The 25,100-nt window shown below is 66.8% G+C and carries 29 protein-coding genes and 1 tRNA gene; 11 read left to right on the top strand and 19 right to left on the bottom strand.

Annotated features, from left to right (window positions below; all coding sequences use genetic code 11):
- Positions 1-113: 113 nt before the first annotated feature.
- The 8 genes from cutA to ABIC35_RS08515 all read right to left on the bottom strand — a co-directional run bounded on the left by cutA (position 114) and on the right by ABIC35_RS08515 (position 6,178).
- Positions 114-428, bottom strand: a complete 315-nt coding sequence (gene cutA, locus ABIC35_RS08550) for a divalent-cation tolerance protein CutA (RefSeq protein WP_121075223.1) — start codon at positions 426-428, stop codon at positions 114-116.
- Positions 425-1,453, bottom strand: a complete 1,029-nt coding sequence (locus ABIC35_RS08545; protein WP_121075226.1) for a COX15/CtaA family protein — start codon at positions 1,451-1,453, stop codon at positions 425-427. Before ABIC35_RS08545 ends, cutA begins: the two co-directional genes overlap by 4 nt.
- 42 nt (positions 1,454-1,495) lie before the next feature.
- Entirely contained in the window at positions 1,496-1,720 is a 225-nt protein-coding gene (locus ABIC35_RS08540; protein ID WP_147425842.1) for a hypothetical protein, read from the bottom strand.
- On the bottom strand, positions 1,717-2,088 hold the full coding sequence (locus ABIC35_RS08535; protein WP_121079218.1) for a plasmid mobilization protein: 372 nt from the start codon (positions 2,086-2,088) through the stop codon (positions 1,717-1,719). The genes ABIC35_RS08540 and ABIC35_RS08535 overlap by 4 nt, the downstream gene beginning before the upstream one ends.
- A gap of 186 nt (positions 2,089-2,274) precedes the next feature.
- Complete coding sequence (dxs, locus tag ABIC35_RS08530; RefSeq protein WP_121075232.1) at positions 2,275-4,200, bottom strand: 1-deoxy-D-xylulose-5-phosphate synthase; 1,926 nt, start codon at positions 4,198-4,200, stop codon at positions 2,275-2,277.
- A 51-nt stretch (positions 4,201-4,251) separates the two neighbouring features.
- The gene (locus ABIC35_RS08525) at positions 4,252-4,710 is read right to left on the bottom strand and encodes a Fur family transcriptional regulator (RefSeq protein ID WP_121075235.1); all 459 of its coding nucleotides are present in this window, start codon (positions 4,708-4,710) and stop codon (positions 4,252-4,254) included.
- A 53-nt stretch (positions 4,711-4,763) separates the two neighbouring features.
- Positions 4,764-5,150: a MerC domain-containing protein gene (locus ABIC35_RS08520; protein ID WP_354278403.1), complete on the bottom strand. Its 387-nt coding sequence runs from the start codon at positions 5,148-5,150 to the stop codon at positions 4,764-4,766.
- A 305-nt stretch (positions 5,151-5,455) separates the two neighbouring features.
- The gene (locus tag ABIC35_RS08515) at positions 5,456-6,178 is read right to left on the bottom strand and encodes an RBBP9/YdeN family alpha/beta hydrolase (RefSeq protein ID WP_121075241.1); all 723 of its coding nucleotides are present in this window, start codon (positions 6,176-6,178) and stop codon (positions 5,456-5,458) included.
- A gap of 135 nt (positions 6,179-6,313) precedes the next feature.
- Between ABIC35_RS08515 and ABIC35_RS08510 the strand changes: the two genes are divergently transcribed.
- Positions 6,314-7,048 carry a TlyA family RNA methyltransferase gene (locus tag ABIC35_RS08510; RefSeq protein ID WP_121075244.1) on the top strand — a complete coding sequence of 245 codons (735 nt, stop codon included), beginning with the start codon at positions 6,314-6,316 and terminating at the stop codon, positions 7,046-7,048.
- A gap of 54 nt (positions 7,049-7,102) precedes the next feature.
- Here ABIC35_RS08510 and ABIC35_RS08505 read toward each other — a convergent pair whose 3' ends face one another.
- Positions 7,103-8,239: a TonB family protein gene (locus ABIC35_RS08505; protein ID WP_121075247.1), complete on the bottom strand. Its 1,137-nt coding sequence runs from the start codon at positions 8,237-8,239 to the stop codon at positions 7,103-7,105.
- Between the two features lie 230 nt (positions 8,240-8,469).
- On the opposite strand from ABIC35_RS08505, the gene ABIC35_RS08500 reads away from it, so the two are divergent.
- The 5 genes from ABIC35_RS08500 (at position 8,470) to ABIC35_RS08480 (ending at position 11,426) form a co-directional block, all read left to right on the top strand.
- Positions 8,470-9,033 (top strand): TspO/MBR family protein, encoded by a 564-nt coding sequence (locus tag ABIC35_RS08500; protein ID WP_121075250.1) that lies wholly within the window; start codon positions 8,470-8,472, stop codon positions 9,031-9,033.
- A 15-nt stretch (positions 9,034-9,048) separates the two neighbouring features.
- On the top strand, positions 9,049-9,309 hold the full coding sequence (locus tag ABIC35_RS08495) for an accessory factor UbiK family protein (protein WP_064310044.1): 261 nt from the start codon (positions 9,049-9,051) through the stop codon (positions 9,307-9,309).
- A gap of 112 nt (positions 9,310-9,421) precedes the next feature.
- Positions 9,422-9,931 (top strand): YbjN domain-containing protein, encoded by a 510-nt coding sequence (locus ABIC35_RS08490; protein ID WP_064310045.1) that lies wholly within the window; start codon positions 9,422-9,424, stop codon positions 9,929-9,931.
- Position 9,932: 1 nt separating this feature from the next.
- The gene (proC, locus tag ABIC35_RS08485) at positions 9,933-10,739 is read left to right on the top strand and encodes a pyrroline-5-carboxylate reductase (protein ID WP_121075253.1); all 807 of its coding nucleotides are present in this window, start codon (positions 9,933-9,935) and stop codon (positions 10,737-10,739) included.
- A 72-nt stretch (positions 10,740-10,811) separates the two neighbouring features.
- Positions 10,812-11,426, top strand: coding sequence for a hemerythrin domain-containing protein (locus ABIC35_RS08480; protein WP_121075255.1), 615 nt, complete (start codon positions 10,812-10,814; stop codon positions 11,424-11,426).
- Positions 11,427-11,449: 23 nt separating this feature from the next.
- On the opposite strand, the gene ABIC35_RS08475 is transcribed toward ABIC35_RS08480, so the two are convergent.
- A complete protein-coding gene (locus ABIC35_RS08475) occupies positions 11,450-11,935 on the bottom strand; it encodes a MarR family transcriptional regulator (protein ID WP_121075257.1) in 486 nt (161 codons plus the stop codon).
- 69 nt (positions 11,936-12,004) lie between these two features.
- Here ABIC35_RS08475 and ABIC35_RS08470 point away from each other — a divergent pair, with 69 nt between their 5' ends.
- The 4 genes from ABIC35_RS08470 to ABIC35_RS08455 all read left to right on the top strand — a co-directional run bounded on the left by ABIC35_RS08470 (position 12,005) and on the right by ABIC35_RS08455 (position 15,189).
- Positions 12,005-13,102: a branched-chain amino acid aminotransferase gene (locus tag ABIC35_RS08470; protein ID WP_121075260.1), complete on the top strand. Its 1,098-nt coding sequence runs from the start codon at positions 12,005-12,007 to the stop codon at positions 13,100-13,102.
- 23 nt (positions 13,103-13,125) lie between these two features.
- Positions 13,126-13,200, top strand: a tRNA-Gln gene (locus ABIC35_RS08465).
- Between the two features lie 621 nt (positions 13,201-13,821).
- Positions 13,822-14,148 (top strand): abortive infection family protein, encoded by a 327-nt coding sequence (locus ABIC35_RS08460; RefSeq protein WP_220667340.1) that lies wholly within the window; start codon positions 13,822-13,824, stop codon positions 14,146-14,148.
- A gap of 510 nt (positions 14,149-14,658) precedes the next feature.
- The gene (locus ABIC35_RS08455) at positions 14,659-15,189 is read left to right on the top strand and encodes a TolC family protein (RefSeq protein WP_121075263.1); all 531 of its coding nucleotides are present in this window, start codon (positions 14,659-14,661) and stop codon (positions 15,187-15,189) included.
- 58 nt (positions 15,190-15,247) lie between these two features.
- On the opposite strand, the gene ABIC35_RS08450 is transcribed toward ABIC35_RS08455, so the two are convergent.
- Genes ABIC35_RS08450 through ABIC35_RS08410 form a run of 9 tightly spaced genes read right to left on the bottom strand, consistent with a single transcriptional unit; the run spans position 15,248 to position 23,885 of the window.
- Positions 15,248-16,921 (bottom strand): GMC family oxidoreductase, encoded by a 1,674-nt coding sequence (locus ABIC35_RS08450; protein WP_121075266.1) that lies wholly within the window; start codon positions 16,919-16,921, stop codon positions 15,248-15,250.
- 32 nt (positions 16,922-16,953) lie between these two features.
- On the bottom strand, positions 16,954-17,799 hold the full coding sequence (locus ABIC35_RS08445; RefSeq protein WP_121075270.1) for a sugar phosphate isomerase/epimerase family protein: 846 nt from the start codon (positions 17,797-17,799) through the stop codon (positions 16,954-16,956).
- Positions 17,796-18,359: a gluconate 2-dehydrogenase subunit 3 family protein gene (locus ABIC35_RS08440; protein WP_121075273.1), complete on the bottom strand. Its 564-nt coding sequence runs from the start codon at positions 18,357-18,359 to the stop codon at positions 17,796-17,798. The genes ABIC35_RS08445 and ABIC35_RS08440 overlap by 4 nt, the downstream gene beginning before the upstream one ends.
- Entirely contained in the window at positions 18,356-19,186 is an 831-nt protein-coding gene (locus ABIC35_RS08435) for a 3-keto-disaccharide hydrolase (RefSeq protein ID WP_121075276.1), read from the bottom strand. Before ABIC35_RS08435 ends, ABIC35_RS08440 begins: the two co-directional genes overlap by 4 nt.
- Before the next feature lie 14 nt (positions 19,187-19,200).
- Positions 19,201-20,103 carry a hydroxypyruvate isomerase family protein gene (locus tag ABIC35_RS08430; protein ID WP_121075279.1) on the bottom strand — a complete coding sequence of 301 codons (903 nt, stop codon included), beginning with the start codon at positions 20,101-20,103 and terminating at the stop codon, positions 19,201-19,203.
- A complete protein-coding gene (locus ABIC35_RS08425) occupies positions 20,100-20,462 on the bottom strand; it encodes a c-type cytochrome (RefSeq protein WP_121075282.1) in 363 nt (120 codons plus the stop codon). The genes ABIC35_RS08430 and ABIC35_RS08425 overlap by 4 nt, the downstream gene beginning before the upstream one ends.
- Entirely contained in the window at positions 20,459-21,604 is a 1,146-nt protein-coding gene (locus ABIC35_RS08420) for a Gfo/Idh/MocA family protein (protein WP_121075285.1), read from the bottom strand. The genes ABIC35_RS08425 and ABIC35_RS08420 overlap by 4 nt, the downstream gene beginning before the upstream one ends.
- On the bottom strand, positions 21,601-22,665 hold the full coding sequence (locus ABIC35_RS08415; RefSeq protein WP_121075287.1) for a sugar phosphate isomerase/epimerase family protein: 1,065 nt from the start codon (positions 22,663-22,665) through the stop codon (positions 21,601-21,603). The genes ABIC35_RS08420 and ABIC35_RS08415 overlap by 4 nt, the downstream gene beginning before the upstream one ends.
- Positions 22,662-23,885 carry an MFS transporter gene (locus ABIC35_RS08410; protein WP_121075290.1) on the bottom strand — a complete coding sequence of 408 codons (1,224 nt, stop codon included), beginning with the start codon at positions 23,883-23,885 and terminating at the stop codon, positions 22,662-22,664. The genes ABIC35_RS08415 and ABIC35_RS08410 overlap by 4 nt, the downstream gene beginning before the upstream one ends.
- Before the next feature lie 150 nt (positions 23,886-24,035).
- Between ABIC35_RS08410 and ABIC35_RS08405 the strand changes: the two genes are divergently transcribed.
- On the top strand, positions 24,036-25,043 hold the full coding sequence (locus ABIC35_RS08405) for a LacI family DNA-binding transcriptional regulator (protein ID WP_121075293.1): 1,008 nt from the start codon (positions 24,036-24,038) through the stop codon (positions 25,041-25,043).
- Positions 25,044-25,100 lie beyond the last annotated feature (57 nt).

Here is a 25,100-nt window from a genome sequence, read left to right as displayed (position 1 = left end):
AATGCATACGCGCCACCGTTGCCGGCAGCGCGATCCACGCCCCAATGCCGATAGAGGGCCTGAAAGTCAAGAAATGCGTGGGTTTGCTGACGGGTAAAATGATACCTGTCGGTTCAGCGTGTCTCTTCGGCGATCCAGCGGACGACGGCGGCCCCCGCTTCGACGGGCCATTGCTCGATCACCGGCAGGTCATAGCCGTGGACCGCCGCGATCCGCTCGCGCAGGCGGAGTGCCAGGGCAGGGCGGGTCTTGAACAGGGCGGGGACTTCCTCGCCGCGCTGGATGTCGCCCTGCCAGCGATAGATCGAGGTGCAGGGCGCGAGGATGTTGACACAGGCCGCCAGCTGTTCTGCCAGTACCGTCTTCGCCACCCGCTCGGCATCGGCGCGGCTGGCGAAGGTGACGTAGAGCAGCGCGGTGTCGCTCACCGGGGGCGGCCGATGGCGTGGACGCCCCAGACGGTCGCGCAGACCAGCAGCGCGCCGACCAGCTGGTGGGTGGCGGCAAGGTGGAGGTTCACGCCGGTCATCACGGTCGCGATGCCGAGCAGGATCTGGATGCCGAACGCCGAGTGGATTGCGATCGACGCGCGGCGATCGCCGGCCGCCTTGGCCTTGCGGGCGAGCACGATCAGCCCGGCGACGACGACCCAGGCCCACCAGCGATGGATGAAGTGGACGATGGCGGGATCGTAGAGCGCGGCGTGGAGCGGGCTCTCGCCGACCTGGCTGACGCCTGGGAAGAAGCGGTCGTTCATCAGCGGCCACTGATCGGTGACCAGCCCAGCGTCGAGCCCCGCGACCAGCGCGCCGTAGAAGAGCTGGATCGCCAGCAGCACCAGCACACCGGCGCTGAGCCCGGTCAGCCGGGCAGGGCGCTCGGCATGATTGGCGGCGAGCGCACGCAGGTCGAGCATCGTCCAAACAATGCCGCCCAGCGTGAACAGTGCGGTCATCAGGTGGGTCGCCAGCCAGAAATGGCTGACCGAGGTGCGGGTGTGGTTGAGCCCCGACTTGACCATCCACCAGCCGAACGCACCCTGCAGCCCGCCTAGCGCCAGCAACGCCACCAGCCGCCAGCCATAACCCTGCGGGATCTGCTTGCGGACCCAGAACCACAGCAGCGGCAGCGCGAACACCATGCCGATCAGCCGGCCGAGCAGGCGGTGGATATATTCCCAGAAGAAGATCGACTTGAAGCCGGCGAGCGTCATGCCCTGGTTGAGCTGCTCATACTGGCCGATCTGCTTGTAGTGATCGAATTCGGCCTGCCACTGCGCGTCGTTGAGCGGCGGGATGATGCCGGAGATCGGCTTCCATTCGGTGATCGACAGGCCGGATTCGGTCAGCCGGGTGATGCCCCCGACCACAACCATCGCGACGATCATCGCGGCGACGACGAACAGCCAGTGCGCGAGCGCGCGGGGGCGGGCGGTTAGGGGTAGGATGGTCATTTTCAGCACGTACCGCGATGTACGCGCTCGGGGAAGCGGGTGCTAGCTGCCGGCTTGTGGACTTTCGGGAAGTGCAGGCGGTGCCGGCGGTGCTGCGCTCTGGCGCTTCATCGCGATGTCGATCAGCGTCTCCAGGCGGATCACCCGCTCGCGTGTCTCGATCGAGTGGCGGCGCGCTTCCTCGGCGGTGGTCAGCGCCTGATCGACCTTGTGCTGAAGGAGCGCGACCTGCTGGAGGGCGCGCAACGCGTCGGTCCAGAAGCTCACTGGCGCGCCCAGCCGGACAGGGCGGTGGAGAGTGCGTCCCAATCGATCGACGAATCGGCCAGCAGCTGCTCGCGCACCTCAGCGCGATACGCCTCTTCATTGAACTCGGCGGCGGCGGTGCGCGCAGCTTCGAGTTGCGCAAAGGCCTCGTCCGTGCGGGCATTGGCCTGTTCGAGCTGGGCGAGCAGGTCGCGCATCAGCGCCATCTCGGCATCGGTCGGTTCGGTATAGCGCTCGGCAGCGGTGCGCATGAAGTCGCTCACCGTCATGTCGGCCGCTTCCGCATTGGCGGAAATACGCCGCTTTTCCTCGGGCGATACCAGCACGACGACACGGCTGGAGCGAGTCTGGGGAAGCTGCGTAGCCATGTGCATGTACATGGCATGTGCATGTTGGAGATTCAAGGACGCAAGTGTTTCCTTCCCTGCCAGGGGGAGGTGGCGCCGAAGGCGACGGAGGGGGAGGTTGGCGACCCACTGGCCGTGGTGCTTCCTCCCCCTCCACCATGCTTCGCATGGTCCCCCTCCCCCTGGCGGGGAAGGATACGGAATCCCTTACGCCCGCGCGCCGTCGGCCAGCTCGGCCTCGTTGTAGCGCAGTGCCTTCAGCACCGTGTCGACGATGTTCGCGGCATTCAGCCCCGCTTCGTCATACTGCTTCTCGGGCTTGTCCTGGTCCTGGAACACGTCCGGCAGGCGCATCGTGCGCAGCTTGAGGCCCGCATCGATCAGGCCGGTGTCGCTGGCCAGCGTCAGCACATGTGCGCCGAGGCCGCCGATCGCGCCTTCCTCGATCGTCACCGCCACTTCGTGGGTGGTGAGCAGGCGACGGATCAGATCCTCGTCGAGCGGCTTGGCGAAGCGCAGGTCGGCGACAGTCGTCGAAAGCCCCTTGGCTTCCAGCGTATCGGCAGCCTTGAGCGCCTCGGCCAGACGCGTGCCGAGCGACAGGATCGCCACCTTCTTGCCCTCACGGACGACCCGGCCCTTGCCGATCTCCAGCCGCTCGGGAACCTTGGGCAGTTCCAGTCCGACGCCGTTGCCGCGCGGATAGCGGAGCGCGATCGGGCCGCTGTCGTGCATCGCGGCGGTGTGCGTCATGTGGACGAGTTCGACCTCGTCCGCCGCTGCCATCACCACGAAGTTGGGCAGGCTGGCGAGATAGGTCACGTCGAAGCTGCCGGCATGGGTCGCGCCGTCGGCGCCGACCAGACCCGCGCGGTCGATCGCGAAGCGGACCGGCAGGTTCTGGATCGCGACGTCGTGGACGACCTGGTCGTACGCACGTTGCAGGAAGGTCGAGTAGATCGCGCAGAACGGCCGCATGCCCTGCGCGGCGAGACCCGCCGCGAAGGTGACGGCGTGCTGCTCGGCAATGCCCACGTCGAAGGTACGATCCGGAAATGTCGCCTGGAACTTGTCGAGACCGGTGCCCGAGGGCATCGCCGCGGTGATCGCGCAGACGGTCGCGTCGCGCTCCGCCTCGGCGAGCAGCGCGTCGGCGAAGACCTTGGTGTACGCCGGCGGGCCCGGGGGCGCCTTGGCCTGCGCGCCGGTGATCACGTCGAACTTCTGGACGCCGTGATATTTGTCCGCCGCCGCTTCGGCCGGGGCATAGCCCTTGCCCTTCTTGGTCACGACATGGATCAGGATCGGGCCCTGCTCGCTGTCGCGGACATTCTCCAGCACCGGGATCAGATGCTCGAGATTGTGGCCGTCGATCGGGCCGACATAATAGAAGCCCAGTTCCTCGAACAGCGTGCCGCCGGTCGCCATGCCGCGGGCGAATTCCTCCGCCTTGCCGGCCGCAACGGTGAGGCGGCGCGAAAGCTTGCGGGTGAAGCGCTTGGCCAGTTCGCGCAGGCCGAGATATTCGGACGAGGAAATGAGCCGTGCAAGATAGGCCGAAAGCCCGCCCACCGGCGGCGCGATCGACATGTCGTTGTCGTTGAGGATCACGATGAGCCGGTTGCCGGCGGCCTCGGCGTTGTTCATCGCCTCATAGGCCATGCCGGCGCTCATCGCGCCGTCGCCGATCACCGCGATCGCCTTGCCCGGCGCTTCGTTGAGCTTGTTGGCGATCGCGAAGCCGAGCGCTGCCGAGATCGAGGTCGAGGAGTGCGCGGCGCCGAACGGATCGTACTCGCTCTCGCTGCGCTTGGTGAATCCGGACAGACCGCCCCCCTGGCGGATCGTGCGGATACGGTCGCGCCGGCCGGTGAGGATCTTGTGCGGATAGCATTGGTGCCCAACGTCCCAGATCAGCCGGTCGTCGGGGGTGTTAAACACATAGTGGATCGCCACCGTCAGCTCGACGACGCCGAGGCCGGAGCCGAGATGTCCGCCGGTGGAGCCCACCGCACTGATGGTTTCGGCGCGAAGCTCGTCGGCCAGCTGGCGAAGCTGGGCGGGGGCGAGCTTCCGGAGGTCCTGCGGCGTGTCGACCGTGTCGAGCAGCGGCGTCTTGGGTAGGTCAGCCATGGGCTTTGTTAGCGCAGTGTTAGTCTCAAGTCGAACGGTCTGTTGGGCAGGTCAGTCGCACTTGCCGCACTTGCCGCGCACCTCGATCACCGGGCGGACCGGCGAAAAACCGGCATGCTGCGCGGCCGAGCGGACGTTCTTGGTGATCGAATCGTCGTCGATATGCGTGGTCTGGCCGCAGCTGTCGCACACCAGGAAGATGCAGTCGTGCAGGCATTCGGGGTGCGCATTGGCGACATAGGCATTCGCGCTTTCCACGCGGCGTGCCAGATTGGAACCGACAAACAGGTCGAGGATGCGATACACGCTGTTCGCGGCGACCCGGCGGCCTTCGGCCTTCGATACCGCTTCGGCGATGTCATAGGCCGAAGCCGGCTTGTCGAACCCGGCCAGCGCCTCGAACACGCGCTCGCGCATCGCCGTCCACTGCTCGCCGGCCTCTTCCAGCCGGGTGCGGGCAGCCTTGGTAAGATCGGCCCCATGGTGTTCGTGATGATTGTGCGCGGACATGCAGGGGATTTAGGCGTTGCGGGGCGCTGCGGCAAGCAGCGGCCGGCGTGCGCTCAATAGGTCGCGCGGCGGTTGAGATCGTGACCGAGCGCGACCAGCGACACGCCGACCAGCGTCCAGAAGGTCTCGAACCCGCCATGCGGCAGGCTCAGCGCGCCGCCCATGATGCCCAGCCCGAACGCACCGACGGCGGCGGGGGCCATATAGCCGTGATGGACGATGCCGCGGCCGAGCGCATAGATGCCGAACCCGATCGCGAGGACCAGGCCGTATTCATGGATGTGCGGGTTGAGCAGGCCGCCTGCGGTCGACACGATCGTCAGCAGCACGGTCGTCGCGATGCAATGAATCAGGCACAAGCCGCTGATCCCGATCGCGATGCGATCAAAGGCGCCATCCATGCCCGCCCACCAGCGGGCCATCGGGGTACTCAACGACATGGGCTGCCATATAGACCCGTGGTCCCGGCGGTACAATATATCATGGCGCAATTTCGTGCGGAATCTGGGAGAAGGTGCCGAAATGCCCTGTCACGCGCGAACGCGGACCGGCAGCTCGCGCCAAGGATGTATTGGCTATGCAACTAGATGGCTCGCGATGTTGCGATGCAAGCGCGGCTCAGTACGAAATTGTGTGACAATTTCGTGAAGTACAGGCTGCTGCGGCGAGGGTAGGCCGGATGCCGCTCTAGGGTACGTCACCCGGCCATTCCCATAGCGTCTACTATAGATCGTCCTCCTTGCGTTTACCAGTGTGCTTGCACCGATTTAGCCGCGTTTTGTGCGGTGCTGGCCGTGCGGTCGCCAAGATAATGTGCCTGGGCTGCGTCGGTCGCGTTGACTGCCAGCAGCGAGCGTGCTTCGGCGGTGGTCCGCACCGATCCGCTGCGCTCGGCGGCAGTGTCGAGCAGCCGGTCGAGCAGCGCCTGGCCTTCTTCCCACCAGCCGATGCCGCTCGCGGCATTGAGGTGGCCCTGCGGCCCGGCATCGACGAACAGGCTGCCCCAGCCGCGGGCGAGATCCTCGGACCGCTCGATCGACATCCAGGGATCGTCGCTGCTTGCCACCACGACGCTGGGGAAGGGGAGCAGGGTTGCCGGTGTCGGGCGGAAGGCATGAAGCTCGGCGGGCGCCGAGTCGCGGTCGACATCTGCGGGGGCGACCAGCAGCGCGCCGGCCACCGGCGTGCCGAAGGTCTGTCCGGCAAGCGTCGCCCACCAGGCAACGGCGAGACAGCCCAGGCTGTGCGCCGCGAGTACCACCGGTGCCTGCGCCTGCCGGATCGCCTGGTCGAGCTTGGTCACCCACGCATTGCGATGCGGCGTGTCCCACATGCCGAGCTCGACTCGGTGGGTGTCGGGGCGGGATTGCTCCCACAGCGTCTGCCAGTGCGACGGCCCGGAGCCGCCGAGGCCGGGGACGGTGAGGATGATCGGCGAGCGATCATCGATCGGCGAAAAGATCGTCATTGCGTTCCTCTCCTTGTGTCCTGGGAGGGACTGGCCGGACTTCTTCTATAATCCCCACTGGATTAGTAGGCAATAAGCCTTGCGTCGAATGGAGGAGCGGTTGCGCCGGGGCGTTGGCCGCGCCTAAAGGGCGGCATGGCAAAGCTTCGCGCCGATCAACTGCTCGTCGACCGCGGGCTCGCCGAGAGCCGCACGCGGGCGCAGGCGCTCATCATGGCGGGCCTCGCCTTCACCGGCGAGCGCAAGATCGAGAAGGCGGGCCAGATGCTCGCCGAGGACGCGACGCTGGAGGTGCGCGGCCGCGACCATCCCTGGGTGTCGCGCGGCGGCATCAAGCTCGCCCATGCGCTCGAGCATTTCGGCTGGGACGTGACCGGCGCCGTCGCGATCGACGTCGGTTCCTCGACCGGCGGCTTCACCGACGTGCTGCTGACGAACGGCGCAGTGCGCGTCTATGCGGTGGACAGCGGCACCAACCAGCTCGCCTGGAAGCTGCGCCAGGACGAGCGTGTGGTGGTCCATGAGCAGACCAGCGCGCGCATCCTCACCCCGTCGCACATTCCCGAGCCGATCGACCTGGTGGTGTGCGACGCGAGCTTCATCGGGCTGGCCAAGGTGCTCGACGTCCCGCTTGGCTTCGCGCGGCCCGGCGGGCGGCTGGCGGCGCTGATCAAGCCGCAGTTCGAAGCGGGGCGCGAGGAAGTCGGCAAGGGCGGGGTGGTGCGCGATCCTGCGGTGCACGAGCGGGTGTGTGCCGAGGTGGCGGCCTGGCTGGAAGGCAAGGGCTGGCAGGTGCTGGGCGTGACCCGCAGCCCGATCACCGGGCCGGAGGGCAATGTGGAGTTTTTGATCGGGGCGGTGCGCGACTAGTTCGGCCTAACCGAGACTCGCGCGCGCTGCATACCGGCCGCCGCGCCTCGATGGTCAGTCCTCCTCCGGCTCCTTGCCTTTTTGCGGCATGACGAAGCGTACGATATCTATGCATCCTGTGCGCCCGCTGGCCGAGGAGGCCTGGCGCGCCTGCATCACGATGTCGCGTGCCTTGTCGCCAAACGCTGCCGCCGGCTCGGCGGCGAGGACACGGACGTTGCCGGTCTGTCCCCAAGGCGCCACGTCATAACCGACAATTGCCCAGCCTTCGATCCGTCGCTCCGCGAAGCCCGCGGGGAATTGCAACTTGGGCATGCTCGTCCAGCCGGTGTCGCCATCGGGGCAGCGCGCGTCCGCGGGCCGGAAGCTGGCCTTGTCGGGGGACGTTGGCGCCGCGATCGTCTCCTCGCTGCGACGATAATAGGGATAGGTGCAGCCATGCCGCGCCTCGGGCGCGAAGCGGGACTGCTCCACCGCCCGGACCGAGGCGCGATCGAGCGCTGCATTCCCGTCGGAGCCGATGATCCGCACATTCGTCGGCCGTCCCTTCGCGTCAATGTCGAACGCCGCCATCGCATAGGCCCAACTGCCGGGGGCAACTGCGATGTTCTCGAAAGCTGGATAGGCGCGAAGGCGTACCTTGGGGTTGCCCGCGCCGATGCAATTGGTGTCGGCTGGATGGAAACGGCGGAAGATCGTCTGCTCGCCCGAGAGTCGCGGATGCGGCGCGACGATATAGCGCATGGCCCTCTGCGGGGGTGCCTCGCTGGCGGCGACCTGCTGTGGTTCGAAACGTATCGTACAGTTCTTGCGTGCGCCGGGTGCGAAACGCGACACGGCAAAGGCTGGAATCACGTCAGCGTCCGAGAAGTAAAGCCGGTTGGGGCTCCACTCGCTGGCATCCGCGCGTTTGATGCCGAACGGCCTTCCCTGTGCATCCAATTGAAAGGTGAGAGTAATCGGGAGCGGGGCGTTCCCGTTGCCGTAGACTGCCGTCGGCAGGGGTGCCTCGCGTCGCACCAGCGCCACCGGCCCTCCGTCACAGCGCGCCTCACCGGCGGTGGGTGTAATCAGAAGCAAGGTCGGCGCGGCCCCCGGCTTTCCCGGGCCCGGATAGATCGGCGGCGGAGGCAACTCCTGGGACGGCGCGGCGGAGACGGCGAGCGACAGGAGCAGTGCGGAAAGAGTCATGCAGCGAAGTTGCGCCGCGTTTACTGTCGGTTCAAGAACAAACTTCTCAATTTTATTGTGTTCTCAGAAGGATATCGATTTCACTGCAGTTCTCGTCTTGATGTTCTCGCGGCCGCGTCCTCCGCGAGGAGGAATGGCCTCGCGCGCACGAGGATGCGGGCCGCCTTTGCAGATTCGCGGCAATCGCCTAGGCCATGCCGCGGGTCCGGCAACTGCAAAGGGGAGATCGTGTGAACGCACTGGCATCGAAGGCGCAACTACGGCGTGGCTTCTGGCGGCGTGCGCTGGTGACGGTGCCCGTGGTGGTGCTGCTCGGCTTCGGATCGGCGATGGTCGCGCCCGCCGGGGACCAGAATCCATGGTTCACCGCGCTCGCCAAGCCGGCGATCCAGCCGCCCAACATCGCCTTTCCGGTCGTCTGGACCATGCTCTATGTGCTGATGGGCCTGGCGCTCGCGCTGGTGCTCAGCGCACGGGGCGCGCGGGGGCGGGCGGCGGCAGTGGTGCTGTTCGTCCTCCAACTCGCGGTGAACCTCGCCTGGTCGCCGATCTTCTTCCGCTTCCACATGCTCGATCTCGCGCTGATCGTGATCGTGGCGCTGGCGGTGCTCGTCGCCGTGACGATGGTCGCCTTCTGGCGCATCCGCATGCTCGCCGGGTTGATGCTGCTGCCCTATCTCGCCTGGGTGTGCTTCGCGAGCGTGCTGTTTTCGCAGGTCCGCGATCTCAATCCGGATGCGGAAAAGATTGCGTCGGCGGCGCCGAACGCCCACATCCACCTCGAAACGCTTTGACTGGGATTCTTTGACATGCAGACCGACAACCGCCTGTTCGACGATCTGGTGAAGATGGTGAACGGCGCCGCCGGCACCTTCGCCGGGGTGGCGCGCGAAGCCGAGGCCGGTGCCCGCGAGCGCGCCCGCGAATGGATCGGCGGGCTCGATTTCGTCAGCCGCGACGAGTTCGAAGCGGTGAAGGCGATGGCCGCGGCCGCGCGCGACGAGGCCGATGCGCTGAAGGCGCGCCTCGATGCGCTCGAGGCGAAGCTCAACCCGCAAGGGAATGCGTGACGCTGGCTAGGGCTTCCTTGTCCACAGTTTTGAGCGGCGGGGCGCAGGCGCAAGCTTGTGCCCCGTCCGCGCGCTTGGCACTAGCGGGCATGGCTACACGACCGGGGGCGACATGGGCATGCTAGACGAAGCGGAATTCGACCGCGACGCCGCGGCGCCCATCGACATGCTCGAAACCTATTTCGCCGCACATGGCTGGACCCATGAGCGCGAGGACGACGAGATCGTCGCCAAGGTGAAGGGCAGCTGGACCCAGTACGAGCTCCGCGCGATCTGGCGCGAGGACGACGGCGTGCTGCAGTTCATGGGCTTCCCCGACGTGCGCGTGCCCGAGGAGCGGCGCGGGCTGGTCTATGAGACGATCGGGTTGGTCAACGAACAGCTGTGGATCGGCCATTTCGAGCTTTGGTCGTCGACCGGCATCCTGCTGTTCCGCCATGCCGCGCTGATCGACGGCGACGAGGGCGCGTCGCTGACGCTCGCCCAGGCCGAGCTGCTGGTGGAAAGCGCGATCGACGAGTGCGAGCGCTTCTACCCGGTCTTCCAGTTCGTCTTGTGGGGCGGCAAGACGCCGACCGAGGCGATCGCCGCCGCGCTGATCGAGACCCAGGGCGAGGCCTGACATGGCGGCGCTGCTCGAACGGATCTGGCTGGTCGGCGCCGGCAATATGGGCGGGGCGATGCTCCGCCGCTGGGCCGAGGCGGGTATCGACGCATCCACGATCACCGTCATCGATCCGGGCAGCCCGTCGGTTCCCGAGGGCGTGCGGCATGTGACCACGCCGCTGGAGGGCGAGCGCCCGACTGCGCTGGTGCTGGCGGTGAAGCCGCAGCAGCTCCACGCTGTGGCGCCCGTACTCGCGCCGTTCGTGGCGGGCGTGCCGCTGCTCGTGTCGATCCTGGCGGGGGTGGAAGTCGCGACGCTGGCGGAGGCGCTGGGGGCGCAGACCGTCGTCCGCGCGATGCCGAACCTGCCGGTCGCGATCGGCAAGGGCGTCGTCGGCCTCACCACCCCGAGCGACGATGCCCAGGCGCGTGCCGCCGCCGAGACGCTGATGCAGCCGCTCGGGCTGGTCGAATGGGTGCCGAGCGAGACCATGCTCGACGCGCTGACTGCGCTCGCCGGCTGCGGCCCGGGCTTCGTCTTCCGCTTCGTCGATGCGCTCGCCGAAGCGGGTGCGGCGCTGGGCCTGCCGGCCGACCAGGCGCAACGGCTTGCGCTCGCCACCGTCGAAGGATCGGGGCTGATGGCGGCTGCTGCCAGCGAAAGCCCGGCAGTGCTGGCCGACCGTGTGGCGAGCCCTGGCGGCTCGACCCGCGAGGGGCTGAACGTGCTCGATCGCGACGACGCGCTGAAGACCTTGCTGCGCGAGACGCTCGCGGCGTCCGCGCGTCGCAACGCCGAAATGGCCGCCGAAGCGCGCAAATAGCGCGGTATTCTACGGAACGCCTAGTATTCCCAACGGTTAAGCCTCCGATCCCACGTATCGACGGAGGCTTTTATGGCTACCACGACCGAATCGAAGCGGAACACCAAGACCAACGCGAACAACACCGCCAAGACGAGCGGCAACGGTGCCAGCCTGGGCGTGATCGCCGGCGCGGCGGCCGGCGGTGCGGCGCTGGGCCTGCTCGCGATGCTCGGCCGCAAGGCGGCGGTACAGGCGCCGAGCGCGCTCGCCGGCAATTGGGACGATGCGCTCAAGGCCGAGCACAAGGCGGTGCTCAAGGTGTTCGACACGCTCGAAGCGACCGACGACAAGGCGACGATCCGCCGCAACATGCTCCTCGCGCACATCAAGCACGCGCTGGTGAAGCATGCGATCGAGGAAGAGAATGTCATCTACCCGGCGCTCCGCGAAGCGGGCAAGACCGAGCAGGCCGACGAGCTCAACGCCGAGCATGGCTATGTGAAGCAGTTCCTCTACGAACTGGAAAACATGCCGAGCACCTCGCCCAAGTGGCTGGAGAAGGTGAAGGAATTCCGCGCGGCGCTGGAAAAGCACATCCGCGAGGAAGAAGACACGCTGTTCCCCGAGCTCCGCGCCCAGCTGAGCGAGGAAAAGAACAAGGCGCTTACTCTTGCGATGAACAAGGAAGGCTTCAAGGTCGCCTGAACCAGGCGGCGGCGCGCGGGCGCTCAGCGCCCCAGCGTCGCCACCCGGCCGCGCTCGTCCTTGGGCATCAGCCCTTCGAGCACGGCCCAGAATCCCCCGACGGCTCCCTGGCCGGCGCTCGAATAGGCGCCGGCCATTTTTTCGCGCAGCGCTTCGAACAACTCCGATTCCAGCTTCGCGCCAGCGTCGGTGAGCCGCAGCAGCCGCTGCCGCCGGTCGCGCGTGCCCGCGCGCGTCTCGACCAGCCCGCGCTCGGCCAGCTCGCCCAGCACCCGGCCCAGCGACTGTTTGGTGATCGCGAGTAGCGAGAGCAACTCGCTCACCGTCAGGTCGGGCTTGCGGGCGATGAAATAGAGCGCGCGGTGGTGCGCGCGGCCCAGCCCCTGGCGCGCCAGCCCGTCGTCGATCGAGCGGGTGAGGTGCGAATAGCCGAAATAGAGCAGCTCGATGCCGCGCCGGATTTCGGGTTCGCGCAGGAAGAGGGGAGAGGCAGGAATTGGGGCAGCCATGTTGACCGTTTCTGCCACCGCGCCTAGTCCTGCGCAACCCGAGGCTCTGGGGACGAGAAAGACCGAGTGATGGAAGACGCGACGATCCTGGATTTCGAATTCGAGGCCCACACCAACCCGCGCAGCGGCGACGAGCGCGCGACGATCCTCGCGAACCCCGGCTTCGGCAAGGTATTCACCGATCACATGGCGGTGATCCGCTATTCGGCCGACAAGGGCTGGCACGATGCGCGCATCCAGCCCTATGCGCCGCTCCAGATCGATCCGGCCTGCGCGGTGCTGCATTATGCACAGGAGATTTTCGAGGGGCTCAAGGCCTATCGTCTGCCCGATGGCGGCGCGGGGCTGTTCCGCCCGGCCGAGAATGCCCGCCGCTTTCGCGAATCGGCCGAGCGCATGGCGATGACGCCGCTGCCGGAGAAACTGTTCCTCAGCTCCATCCGCGCGCTGGTGAAGGCCGACCGCGACTGGATTCCGGAAGGCGAGGGCGCCTCGCTGTACCTGCGCCCCTTCATGTTCGCGAGCGAGACCTTCCTCGGCGTCAAGCCGGCGAGCGAGTATCTGTACCTCGTCATTGCCTCGCCGGCGGGGGCCTATTTCAAGGGCGGCGCGCCGTCGGTCACCCTGTGGGTGTCCGATCACTATACCCGCGCAGCGCCGGGCGGCACCGGGGCTGCCAAGTGCGGCGGCAACTATGCCGCCAGCCTGGTCGCCCAGGCCGAGGCGATCCGCCAGGGCTGCGACCAGGTCGTGTTCCTCGACGCGGTTGAGAACCGCTTTGTCGAAGAACTCGGCGGCATGAACGTGTTCTTCGTCTTCGACGACGGCACCATCGCAACCCCGCCGCTTTCGGGCACGATCCTGCCGGGCATCACCCGCGAATCGCTGATCACGCTGGCGCGCGGCGTGGGCGTCGAGGTGCGCGAGGAGCGCTATTCGATCGACCAGTGGCGCGAGGACGCCAAGAGCGGCCGCCTGCGCGAGGCCTTCGCCTGCGGCACCGCCGCGGTGGTGACGCCGATCGGCGCGGTGCGCGGGTCGGGCTTCGAGTTCCAGATCGGCAATGGCGGCCCGGGCCTGCTCACCGAGAAGCTGCGGGAGCAGCTGGTGGGAATCCAGCGCGGCGTGGCACCGGATCCGCATGGGTGGCTTGAACGTCTGTTCTGAGGCTCTATAAGCCCGCTTCCCGTTGGGGCGTCGCCAAGTGGTAAGGCAACGGTTTTTGGTACCGTCATTCGGAGGTTCGAATCCTCCCGCCCCAGCCAGAGATCAAAAAGCGTTTTATTTCAAGCCATTGGAACCTCGAATTCGTCTCTTGTGGGGCAGGTTTGTGGGGGCGGGCGTGACTTCGCGCGTCTCTACTTTCGCCGATTCGCGGCGCGAGGCACAACGTCCCGTCGGCAATCGAATCATGATTGTGGAGTGGGCCATGTTTGACCTTCCTGATCCCGTAGAGGCGTTGCCTTCTGATCCGGTTGAGCGGGTGTTGGCGCTCCGGCTCGGCTTGGTGTCCCAGGCGACGGGCGAGACTATCGATCAGAACGTGTACCGCGTTCTCCGCGCGGAGCTGATGCAAAACCCGTCCTTGAGCGACTTGCTGCCAAGGTTCGTGAGGACCTGTCAGTCCCCAGACGATTTCTGGCAGTTCATCAAAGCGGAGTACTCCTCCTACGCAGAGCGTCGGACGTTCTTGCGCGAGCAGTTTGCCCCCGCTGTTAGAGCGGCTGGAGATGCGAGGGAGTCCGACGGCGGACCTCATCACATACAGGCTCAACAGTCACGACGCAGCCGAGGTTGGCAGGGTGTGGGAGAAGGCGCTCTCTAGGTGTGCGGGCGATGCGGAGGGAGCGGTTACATCTGCGCGAACGCTGCTTGAAAGCGTATGCATGCACATTCTGGACGAGTTCACAGATGGCGAGCCCCTTTACGAAGCAGGGGACGATCTGCCGAAACTTTATCGCCTCACGGCCGAAAAGCTGAACCTTGCCCCGTCTCAGCACACCGAACAGGTCTTCAAACAGCTGCTTGGCGGTTGCGTTACGGTTGTTGAAGGCATTGGCGCAATCCGGAATCGGCTCGGCGACGCGCACGGCAAAGGGAAGCGGCCTGTTAGGATCGCAGAGCGGCACGCCCACTTGGTCGTGAACCTCGCCGGTTCCATGGCGCTCTATCTGGTTGAGACGGCAGCGCATCGCCTCGACAGCGCGGAATAATCGAACGCGACCCGCGCTCGATGTGTTTGGAAGGGGATACCCTAAGAATTACATAGAGGTGCTGTATCGTGCCCGCTTCGAAAAAAGCAGGGCTTCGGGGAAACAAGCCATCACCCCGCCGCGCAATAGCGCTTCACCGTCGCAGCGGATAGACCGAACTGCAGGGAAGTTGCGGCGATGCTGGCGCTCTGCGCCTTCCGCCATTCCCACACCGCAGCTGCGTCAGCGGCGAGCGGACGGCAAGGCTCTCCTTGCCCCGGTGGTCCTGCCGGTCTCCGCCAGTGCCTTTCGGGCAGCCATACGGCCCGCCTCAGTGCGCTCGGCGATCCTGCGTCGCTCCAGGGCGGCCATCTGAGCCAGAACGGCAATGATGATCTCGCCCACGCCTTCACCGATGGGCCAATCCCGTGAACGTGCGGGGTTACGCCCTTGCCCAGAAGGTCACGGACGGTGGTCTGCACGTCGATGGCGTTGCGCCCGAGGCGGTCGACCGCGTAGACGTGGCCCGACATCGCGGCGGCGGAGCGGCGGCTCGCGGCTGCCGACCATCGCCTCGCCGCAGCGCGCGCGGCCTTTCTCCCTCGTATCCAGCTGGCGGGAAGCGGCGGCGGGGTGGCCTCGACCTTGCTTGACGATCCGATTTCGCTGTTCTCGGTCGGCGGATCGATCCTCGCGCCGATCTTCCAGGGCGGTGCGCTCCGTGCCGGCGCGGACGCGGAGGCCGCGCAGCGTGACGAGGCCGCCTATGCGTACAAGGCCACCGTGCTCCAGGCCTTTCGGGACGTGGAAGACGCAATGGCCTCGCTCCGCTTCCTGACCGAGGAAGCGGAAGCCGCCGAGCGGCAGGTCGCGGCGCTGGACCAGGCCTATCGGGTGGGGCGGCGGCGTCACGAGGCAGGCTATGCGTCGTATTTGGACCAGCTCGATGCCAAGCGGGCGCTGCTTTCCGCAAGGCTCGACCTGGTGCAACTCCGATTCCAGCGGCTCACCGCAATAGTGAGCCTCGTCCGCGGTATCGGCGGCGGCTGGACACACGACTAGCGCGAGAGGACATGCCGGGCCGAAGCGGAGCGCGCCGCACCGGGCGCGCTCCGTTGTTTCATGCCCGCAGCTGCTTCACTGCATGGTCCGCGGCGCGCATCGTCAACGCCATGAAGGTCAGCGACGGGTTGACGCAGGAGGCCGAGGCCATCTGCGCGCCGTCGGTGACGTAGAGGTTCGGCGCGTCATGTGCCTGGCTGAAGCCGTTGAGCACCGAGTTGCGCGGATCGGTGCCCATGCGTGCGCCGCCCATTTCGTGGATGGCGTCGCCGGGGACGTGCTCGCCCTCGTTGCTCGTCACGTTCTGCAGGCCGGCGGCGCGCAGCATCGCTTCGCCCTGCACCTTGGCGTCGGCGATCAGCTTCAGTTCGTTCTCGCGGAAGGTCACGTCGAAGCGCATCAGCGGCACCCCGAAGCGATCGACCTTGCTCGGGTGGAGCGAGACGCGATTGTCCTTGTAGGGCAGGCACTCGCCGAACGCGCCCATGCTGAACCGCCACGGGCCGTAGCGGCGCATGCCGTGCTTCATCTCGGCACCGAAGCCCACCGGGCCCGCGGGCTGGCGCCAGGCGCTGCCCTGATAGCCATAGCCGCGCTTGAAGCCCACGCCTTCCTCGCCGCCGATGTTGCGGAAGCGGGGGATGTAGACGCCGCCGGGGCGCCGGCCATATTCGATCAGATCGGTCATGCCCGGGATCTCTCCGTCGATGCCGACGCGGAAGATATGGTCCATGACATAGCGGCCCAGCGTGCCGCTGCTGTCGAAATGGCTGCGCTCGCTGCCCGGCGCGCGCGAGTTGAGCAGGATCTGGTTCGATCCCATCGCCGAGGCGCAGAGGAAGACGAGGTCGGCATTCACCACGGTCGCCTGGCCGGTCTTGGCATCGATGTAGCGGACGCCGGTGACGCGCTTCTTGGCTGCGTCATATTCGATGTTGGTCACCACGGCGTCCGACTGGAGCGTCAGCTTGCCCGTGGCGCGGGCAGCGGGGAGGGTGACCGCCTGGGTCGAGAAATAGGCGCCGAACGAGCAGCCATTGCCGCACTGGTTGCGGAACTGGCACTTGGTGCGGCCCTGGTCGGGCTTGTCCTCGGTCATGTTGGACAGGCGGGTGTTGATCAGCTTGCGGCCGGGGAACTTGGATTCCAGCCGCTCCTTCAGCCACTTCTCGGCGACGTTCATCGGCATCGGCGGCTGGAAGTTGCTGTCCGGCAGATAGGGCAGGTTCTCGCGCGAGCCCGAGACGCCGATATAATCCTCGACCTTGGCGTACCACGGCGCGATGTCGTCATAGCCGATCGGCCAGGCGCCATCGACGCCCTCGCGCTTGTTCGCCTCGAAATCCTCGGGCGCCCAGCGGAAGCTCCAGCGCCCCCAGATCAGCGACTTGCCGCCGACCGCACCCGGGCGGATCCAGTAGAATTTGCTGCCCTCGTCGAAGGCATAGGGGTTCATGCGGTCGTTGTTGTAGAAGCCCATGTTGCTGGGCTGCACATAGCCGCGCTTGGCGATGAAATAATCGCGTTCCTGCAGCGGCTTGGGCATGATGTTGTGCGCCGGCACCTCATAGGCGGGCTTGCCGTCATACGGATAGTCTTCGCCGTGCTCGACCATGCGGCCACGGTCGAGCATCAGCACGCGGAGCCCCTTTTGAGTCAGTTCCTTGGCGGCAAAGCCGCCGCTCACGCCCGAGCCGATGACGATTGCATCGAACCTGTTGGTTGCAGCCATTGTATGTCCCTCTCCCAGGGAGTGTGGTTTGGTTAGAAGCGCAGCGCTTGTAGCGTCTTGAAGCTGGTGGTGATGTCCGGAAGATAAGGCGCGGGCGCCTCGTCATTCTCGACATAGAAGTGGCGGACATGGGCGCTCGACGGACGCTTGAACAGCGCCGCGAAGTCGATCGTGCCGGTGCCCACCGCGGTCATCTTGCCATCGGGGCGCATGTCCTTGACGTGGTAGGAATACAGCCGGTTGCTGAGCCGGTCGATCAGCGCGCCCAGATCCTGGCCTGCATGCTTGGCCCAGTAGAGGTCTAGCTCCACCTTCACCAGCGCGGGATCGGTTTCCTTGAGGAACCGATCGTAGAGGCTGACGCCGCCGGGCTTGTTGGTGAACTCGAAATCATGGTTGTGATAGGCGAAGTCGAAGCCCGCCTTCTTGAGGTCGCGCGCGAACTTGTTGAAGTTCGGCAACGCAGCGTTCCAGCCGGCCTCGGTGCGGTGCTCGTCGGTCATGTAGGGCAGGATTACCGTCTTGGCGCCGAGGGTGCGGGCCATGGCTACCGACTTGTCGAACTGCCCGAGCAGCGCGTCATAGCCGATGTGGAGCGAAGGGCAGCGCAGGCCGGCCTTGTCCATCGTGGCGCGGAGCATCGCCGGGTCCATGCTGTCATAGCCGCCACCGCCGAACTCGATCTCGCGATAACCGATCTTCGCGATCGCCTGGAGCGTGCCGACGGGATCCTTCTGGAAGATGTCGCGCACGGTATAGAGCTGGATGCCCACCGCGGGGATCTGCGCGGCAAAGGCCTGCGGGATCAGGCGATCCATCAGCGCGAGGGCGGTGACTCCGCCGGCACCGGCGAGCAGGGTACGACGGGTGATCATCATGCGCTGTACACCTTGTTGACCTGGGAATAGGGGAAGGCACCGTTATATTCGCCCGGCACCGGCAGATATTCGCGCTCCTGGGTGATGCCGATCTCCGAGGTGTAATACCCCGTGATCACCAGCTGGCGGAACGCCTCGAAGAAGGTCTTGCCGCCCGCGATCTGGCCGTTCATCGCCAGGGTGAGCAGCGCGTCCTGTTGCGCCGGCGTCGCCTTGGCAGCGGCGACCTTATAGTCCTGCTGGGACCGCGCCTCGATCGCGTCGAGTCCGGCGACGATCGGCACGCGGTCGTCCGGCATCGCCCAGTCGGCGAGCAGCTTCTCGATGAAGGCGGGCACGCCCGCGGAAATCGCCCCCGGCGTGTCGGTGGTGGGGATCACCCGCTCGCTCAGCGCGGTCATCAGCGCGCGCTGGGCAGGGGTGAACACGGCGACGCTGGGCGGACCCTCGGGGATCATCTGTGTCGCGGTCATCTGGGCGGCACGGGCAATGGGGGCGAACACGCCCGCCCCGAACAGGGCGAGCACGCCGGTGAGCGCGGCGCGACGGTCGATGTTCATTTGCGGTCTCCCGGGAGGTCCTGGGCGATTGCCGCTTCAGGCAGCGGGCGCACCCAGATGTTGCGGAACGACACCGGCGAGTCATGGTCCTGCAGCTGGATCGGCAGGGCATCGGCATGCGCGGTATATTCGGCGACATGGCGCCAGTTGGTGGTGCCGAGCATCGCCTGGTGGTTCTGCACGAGCACGCCGTTGAGGAAGGCGGTGATATAGGCCGGGCGCAGCAGCTTGCCGTCGGTGGCGAAGCGGGGGCGCTCGAAGACGATATCGTAGCTCTGCCACTCGCCGGGCTTGCGCGACGGGTTCACCAGTGGGGGCTTCCAGCCATAGACGCCGCCCACCGTGCCGTCGGCATAGGTGGGGTTCTGATAGCCGTCGAGGATCTGGATCTCGTAGCGCTGCATGAACCAGATGCCGCTGTTGCCGCGATCCTGCGAGCTCTTGGTCGGCGGGTTGGGCGAGCGGAATTCGAGGTGGAGCTGGACGTCGCCGAAGCTCTGCTTGGAGATCAGCGCATTCTCGCCGCCGCTGCTTGCGCGGGTCGGCACGGTGAGCACGCCGTTTGCCACCGGCCACAGCTTGCGCTGCGCGGTCCAGGCATCGAGCGAGCGGCCGTCGAACAGGACGATCGCGTCCGAAGGCGCGCCGCCGGGCTGCGCGGCGGGGGTGACGACCGTCGGGTACGGGCGGTCCGAATCATGGACGTGCCAGTTCCCGCCGCCCGGCAGGATAGGCGTGTCCTTGAATCCGGGCTTTTCCTGTGCCGCAGCGGGCGTCGCGGCAAGCACCGCCATACCCGCGAGCAGCAGCTGTGTGCGTCTCGTCATGCTTCTCTCTCCCCTCAGACGGCGTCGATCGTGCGATAGGCGGCGATCAGCCGCTCCTCGCCCGCGCGCCCCTTGATCGAATTGCCGTGTTCCATGCCGATCGTTCCGGCATATTTCCGCTCGCGCAGCCAGCGGACGATGTTCGTGAAGTTGATTTCGCCGGTGCCTGGCTCGTTGCGGCCGGGATTGTCGCCGAACTGGATATAGCCGATCTCGCTCCAGCAGGTGTCGAGCACCGGGATCAGGTTCCCGGACTGGATCTGCTCGTGATAGAGGTCGGCGAGGATCTTCACCCCCGGGCTGTTCGCCCCGCGCGCCACCGCATAGCCCTGCGCGATGCTCTGCATGTAGACGCCGGGATGATTGGTGCGGGTGTTGAGCGGCTCCATCACCAGCGCCATCCCGTGCGGCGCGACCAGATCGCCCGCGCGGCGCATCAGGTCGATCACCCGCGCGGTCTGGATGTCGAGCGGCACCTTGGGATCGAGGAAGCCGGTGACCACCGTCATCCGCGTGGCGTTCAGCCGCTTGGCGACGTCGATGGAGGCGCGGATGTCGGCCAGGAACGCCTCGCGCTCGGCGCCGTCGTTCGCGCCGAGGATCGGGCGGGACTGACCCCATTTGGGCATCGAGGTGACGAACACGCCCATCGTCATGCCGCGGCTGGACAGCGCCTTGGCCATCGCCACCTGCTCGTCGACCGGGCGCGTGGCGGCCTCGTTATCCTCCCAGGCGGTGAAGCCCTGGTCAGCGGCGAAGGCGATCTGTTCCAGCCGGCTGCCGCGGCTGGCGAAGCTGCCCTCGTGCGGCGCGAAGTGGAGCGAGAACCGCGCCGCATTCGACTGGCCGCGCGCCGAGGATGCCACCAGGGGCATCGCCGTCGCGCCGGCCAATACGGTGCGGCGCGTCACGCTCATTTGCCGCTCATCGCCTTGAGGTACGCGATGATCTGCTGGCGCTTGGCGGGATCGGCCATGCCGATCGGCATGCGGGTACCCGGCACCTTCTTCATCGGCGCGGCGATGAACTGGTCGAGCGACGCCGGATCCCAGGTCAGCTTGGAGTTCTTGAGCGCGGTCGAATAGTTGAAGCCGGGCGCCGAAGCCGCCGGGCGGCCGACCACGCCATTCAGGTTGGGGCCGACGCCGTTCTTGCCGCCCTTCTCGACGGTGTGGCACGCCTTGCACGCTGCAAAGGCGGGCGGGGCGGTCTGCGCCCAGGCGGGCGCGCCCGCCGTCAGCGCCGCGGTTGCGGCAAGGCCAATCCAGAACTTCATCTACGCTCTCCGGTTACGATCTCGGTCCATTTGGTGTCGGCCTTCGCATTGGCGATCATCGCCTCCACGAACGCCATCGTCCGCAATCCATCCGCGACGCCCGGCACCTGCGCCGAATCGCCGCGAACAATGCGTGCGAACCCACGATAAAGGTTTGCAAACGCTTCGATATACCCTTCCGGATGTCCGGCGGGTGTACGAAGCAACGGCATCGTGCTGTCGCCCAGTCCGGGCCCGCCCGCGCGCAGCGTTTCGGTGGGGCGATCGAGCCAGCGCAGGGTGAGCGTGTTCGGCTCCATCTGCGCCCATTCCAGCCCGCCGCGCTCGCCATGGATACGGAGGCGCAGGCCGTTTTCCTCGCCTGCAGCGACCTGGGTCGCCTTGAGCGTGCCGCGCGCGCCGCCCTCGAAGCGCAGCAGTGCGCTCACGTCGTCGTCCAGTCGCCGGCCGGGGACATGCGTCGCGAGTTCGGCCGACAGGGTTTCGACGCGCAGGCCCGAGACCAGCTCGGCAAGGTGAAAGGCGTGGGTGCCGATATCGCCGAGGCAGCCGCCGAGACCGGCACGGGCCGGATCGGTGCGCCATTCGGCCTGCTTGTTGCCCTCCGTGTCGAGCGAACCGCTCAGCCAACCCTGGATATACTCGACCTGCACCAGCCGGATCGCGCCGAAATCGCCGCGGGCGACGCGCGCGCGCGCCTCCTCGACCAGCGGATAGCCGCTATAGGTGAAGGCGAGGGCGAACTGTTTGCCGCTCGCGCGCGCGGCGGCGGCGATGGCGCGGGCCTCGTCCCCGTTCATCGCCATCGGCTTTTCGCAGAAGACGTGGAAGCCGGTGTTCAGCGCGGCGATGGCAACCGGCGCGTGGAGATGGTTCGGGGTGACGATCGCCACCGCGCCGATCCGCTCGCCCTCCGGCAGCGCAGCTTCGCCGGCGAGCAGGTCGTCATAGGTCGCATAAACCCGCGCTGGATCAAGCCCGAGCAGGTCGCCGGTCCGCGCATTCTTTCCGCCATCGGTGCTGAACGCGCCCGCGGCCAGCCGCCAGTCGCCGTCCAGCGCCGCCGCCATGCGGTGCACGGCGCCGATGAATGCGCCTTCGCCGCCGCCGACCATGCCGAGTTTCAGCGGATGCCGGATCATGCGTCGCCGCGCTCCAGACCCAGCAGATTGCGGATCGCGCTCTTGTCGACGCCGCTCGAGGCGAAGTCGTCGAACGCGCGCTCGGTCACGCGGATGATATGGTCGCGGATGAACGGCGCGCCTTCGCGGGCGCCGTCCTCGCTGTTCTTCAGCGCACATTCCCACTCGATCACGGCCCAGCCGCGATAGCCGTACTGGGCAAGCTTGCTGAAGATGCCGATAAAATCGACCTGGCCGTCGCCGGTCGAGCGGAAGCGGCCGGCGCGGTTCACCCAGCTCTCGTACCCCCCATAGACGCCGCTGCGGCCGGTCGGGTTGAACTCGGCATCCTTCACATGGAAGCACGAAATCCGGTCGTGATAGCGATCGATGAAGTCGAGATAGTCGAGCTGCTGCAGCACATAGTGCGACGGATCGAATAGGATGCGCGCGCGGGGATGGTGGTTCACCGCCTCCAGGAATCGCTCCCAGCTGGCGCCGTCATGGATGTCCTCGCCGGGGTGAATCTCGAAGGCGCAGTCGACGCCGGATTCCTCGAACACGTCGAGGATCGGCAGCCAGCGCCGGGCGAGCTCGGCGAATGCCTCTTCGACGAGGCCCGCGGGGCGCTGCGGCCAGGGATAGACATAGGGCCAGGCGAGCGCGCCCGAGAAGGTGGCATGCGCCTTCAGCCCCAGCCGGCCACTGGCGCGGGCGGCGAGCTTGACCTGCTCGACCGCCCAGGCCTGGCGCTCGGCGGGCTTGCCGTGCAGCTCGGCCGGCGCGAAGCCGTCGAACAGCGTGTCGTACGCCGGATGCACCGCGACCAGCTGGCCCTGGAGGTGGGTCGAAAGCTCGGTCGGCTGGATGCCGAACTTGTCGAGCCGCGCGCGAAGATCGTCGCAATAGGCCTGACTTTCGGCGGCCTGTTTCAGATCGATCAGCCGCGGGTCGCACGGGATCTGCACGCCGACATAGCGGAGGCCCGCCGCCCATTCCGCCATATGGTCGAGCGTGTCGAACGGCGCGGTATCGCCGAGAAACTGGGCGAGGAAGATGCCCGGACCCTGCATCGCGGTCATGCTTGCACCTCGTTGCGGTTGTTCTTGAAGGTGAACTGGAAAAGCAGCGCGATCACCGCGGCGGCGATCGCCGGGTACCACCAGAGATGGTGCCAGTCGGCCACGGTCGCGTCCGCCGGCAGTTGCGCATAGAGCAGGCCGCCGATCTGCGAGCCGAGCAGCATGCCCACGCCATAGGTGAACAGCGTCAGCATGCCCTGGGCCTGGGCGTTGACGCCCTTGGGCGTGGCGATGGTGCCGGTGTAGATCGCACCGGCGACGAAGAAGAAGTCGTAGCAAACACCGTGCAGCGCCACGCCGAGATAGATCGCCCAGATCCCCGCGCCACCGTCGCCGATCGCGAACAGCGCATAGCGCAGCGCCCAGGCGACCATGCCGACGAGCAGCAGCGGCTTCACCCCGAAGCGGCGATAGAGCCAAGGCATCGAGAACATGAAGACCAGCTCGGACATCTGCCCGATCGCCAGCGTGCCGCCGACATTCTCGATCCCCGCCGCGCCAACATAGGGCGAGGCATAGGCATAATACATCGCCAGCGGGATCGAGATCAGCGTGGCGCACAGGATGAAGATCAGGAAGGAGCGGTTGCGCATCAGGCCGAAGGCTTCGGTGCAGAACACCTCGGCGACCAGGCTCTTGCCCTGCGGCGCATCGGGCTGAACGTTCGGCAGCGTAATGCTGTAGAGGCCCAGCGCGAGCGAGACGACGCCCGCCACCTGGAAGATCTGCGGGCTGGCAGAGAGGTGCGCCCAGCCGATGATTAGCCCGGCAACGATCCAGCCGAGCGTGCCGAAGGCGCGGACGAAGGGGAAGCGGTCGACCCGCTCGCCGAAGCTCTTGAGCGCGATCGTGTTCGCCAGGCCCACGGTCGGCATGTAAAGGATCATGTAGCCGAGCAGCAGCCAGACGAAGCTGGCGCCATGCTCCGGGGTGAGCAGCGTCGGCAGGATGAACAGCAGCACGCCGCCGATGAGGTGAAGCACCACCATCAGCATCTTGGGGCTGAGGAACCGCGCCGCCGCCATGCCAAGCAGGAACGAGCCGACGATCGAGGCGATCGGGCCGACCGAAAAGGCATTGGCGATCAGGCTGCCGACGCCGACGGTCTGCATCACCAGGCCGAGCGTGACGTTCCACGCGCCCCAGACGAAGAACTGCATGAACATCAAGGCGCTGAGCCGCCCGGTGAGTACTCCCGATACGGGCTGCGTGCTGTTCATGGTGATCCCTCCAGCAGCGACCATGCGCTTCCTCTCCCCCGCGCGGCTTTGCCGCTGTTCGACTCGCAGCCTATGCAGAGCCGGATACGATGTAAAGGATTACATTCGCGGGGCTCGACACGGCGCGTCGCACGCTACAAAGATATCTGCATGGCTACGATTATCGAAGTCGCCGCGGCCGCGGGCGTTTCCACTGCCACGGTGTCGCGCGTGCTGAGCCAGCCCACGCGGGTGGCGGAAGCGACGCGCGCCAAGGTGATGGAGGTGGTAGAGGCGCTCGATTACCGGCCCAACGTCGCGGCGCGGACGCTGCGCACGCTGCGCGCCGCCAAGATCCTGCTGACCGTGCCGGACATCTCCAACCCCTTCTTCGCCAGCGTCATCCGCGGCGCCGAGGAGGCGGCGCGCGATGCGGGCTATGCGGTGGTGCTGGGGGATACCCGGCACGACCCCGAGGTCGAGGACCAGTATGCCGAGATGCTGTCGCGCCGCGAGGTCGACGGGCTGGTGTTCCTCGGCCACCGGCTGCCGGCGAGCCTGGAAGCGCTGGTCGCGCGGGAGGGGGCGTCGGCGCCGATCGTCAATGGCTGCGAGTACAGCCCCGAGATCGGGGTGCCGAGCGTGCATATCGACAATGCCGCCGGGAGCGCCGATGCGATCGAGCATCTGGTCGCGCTCGGCCACCGCGGCATCGGCATCATCACCGGCCCGCCGATCAGCCCGATCAGCCGCGACCGCCTCGCTGGCGTGCTGCGCGCGGCCGATCGGCATGGGCTCAAGGACCGGCTGCACCTGCGCGAAGGCGATTACGGTGCCGATTCCGCCCACCGCGCCGCCCGCGCACTGTTGGCGGAGGGCGTGACCGCATTGTTCTGCTTCAGCGACGAAATGGCGCTGGGGGCAATCAGCGCGGTAGGGGCGGCGGGGCTGTCGTGCCCGGGCGACGTTTCGGTGATCGGCTTCGACGACCTGCCGCTGGCGCGTTTCTTCCATCCGGCGCTGACGACGATCGCGCAGCCCAAGGGGATGATCGGGCGGCGCGCGGTGGAGCTGCTGGTCGGCATCCTGCGCGGTATCGAGCCTGTCGAGCGGCAGCTGACGCTCGCCCATGAGCTGATCCGCCGCGCCAGCACGGGGGCCGCGCCGAACCCCCGGTGACACGCGGCGCGTGCGTGCTATGCTTCTGGAAACGCGATCGAAAGCATCGCCTGCCGG

This window comes from Sphingomonas trueperi, from assembly GCF_040545965.1.
GTDB classification, from domain to species: domain Bacteria; phylum Pseudomonadota; class Alphaproteobacteria; order Sphingomonadales; family Sphingomonadaceae; genus Sphingomonas; species Sphingomonas trueperi_C.
This window is presented reverse-complemented; position numbering and strand designations above follow the sequence as displayed.